Here is a 1,162-nt window from a genome sequence, read left to right as displayed (position 1 = left end):
GCTCGAGCGCAAGCGCCACGCCCATGCCGCCGCCGATGCACAGCGAGGCCAGGCCACGCTTCGCGTCACGGCGCTGCATTTCGTGCAGCAGCGTCACCAGAATCCGGCAGCCCGACGCGCCAATCGGGTGGCCGATCGCAATCGCCCCGCCGTTCACGTTGATCTTCGACGTGTCCCAGCCCATCTGCTTGTTCACCGCAAGCGCCTGCGCCGCGAACGCCTCGTTGATCTCCATGAGATCGAGGTCGCCCGCCGACCAGCCCGCGCGCTCCAGGCAGCGCTTCGACGCCGGCACCGGGCCCATGCCCATCACCTTCGGATCCACGCCACCGGCCGCATAGGCTTTGATGCGCGCGAGCGGCTTCAGGCCCAGTTCCTCGGCCTTCTTCGCCGACATCAGCACCACTGCCGCTGCACCGTCGTTCAGACCCGACGCATTCGCCGCCGTCACCGAGCCTTCCTTCGAGAACGCCGGCTTCAGGCCCGCGAGCGATTCCGCCGTCACGCCGTGGCGCACGAATTCGTCGGTCTTGAACACCAGCGGGTCGCCCTTGCGCTGCGGAATTACCACCGGCACGATTTCCGCGTCGAAGCGGCCGGCCTTCTGCGCGGCTTCCGCCTTGTTCTGCGACAGCGCCGCGAACGCGTCCTGCTCTTCGCGCGTGATGCCGTATTCCTTCGCGACGTTTTCCGCGGTCACGCCCATGTGGTACTGGTTATAAACGTCCCACAGGCCGTCGACGATCATCGTGTCGACGAGCTTCGTGTCGCCCATGCGGAAGCCGTCGCGCGAGCCCGGCAGCACATGCGGCGCCGCGCTCATGTTCTCCTGACCGCCGGCCACGACGATCTCCGCGTCGCCCGCGATAATCGCGTTGGCGGCCAGCATCACGGCCTTCAGGCCCGAGCCGCACACCTTGTTGATCGTCATGGCGGGCACCGCTGCGGGCAGCCCGGCCTTGAGCGACGCCTGGCGCGCAACGTTCTGGCCCGAACCCGCGGTCAGCACCTGACCCATGATCACGTCGCTCACCTGCTCGGGCTTCACGCCCGCGCGCTCCAGCGCCGCCTTGATGACCAGCGCGCCCAGATCGGGCGCGGCAATCTTTGCCAGCGAACCGCCGAATTTGCCCACCGCGGTACGCGCGGCCGAAACGATCAC

General features: G+C 67.9%; 1 protein-coding gene. It reads right to left on the bottom strand.

Annotation, left to right across the window (positions count from 1 at the left end; genetic code table 11):
* Window positions 1-1,162: acetyl-CoA C-acetyltransferase (locus HV773_RS36480; RefSeq protein WP_246282664.1), on the bottom strand; the 1,162-nt coding region annotated here is incomplete at both ends.

The organism is Paraburkholderia caffeinitolerans (assembly GCF_902859945.1).
GTDB lineage: Bacteria > Pseudomonadota > Gammaproteobacteria > Burkholderiales > Burkholderiaceae > Paraburkholderia > Paraburkholderia caffeinitolerans.
The sequence above is the reverse complement of the archived record's forward strand: the minus strand, read 5'-3'. Positions and strand labels throughout refer to the sequence as shown.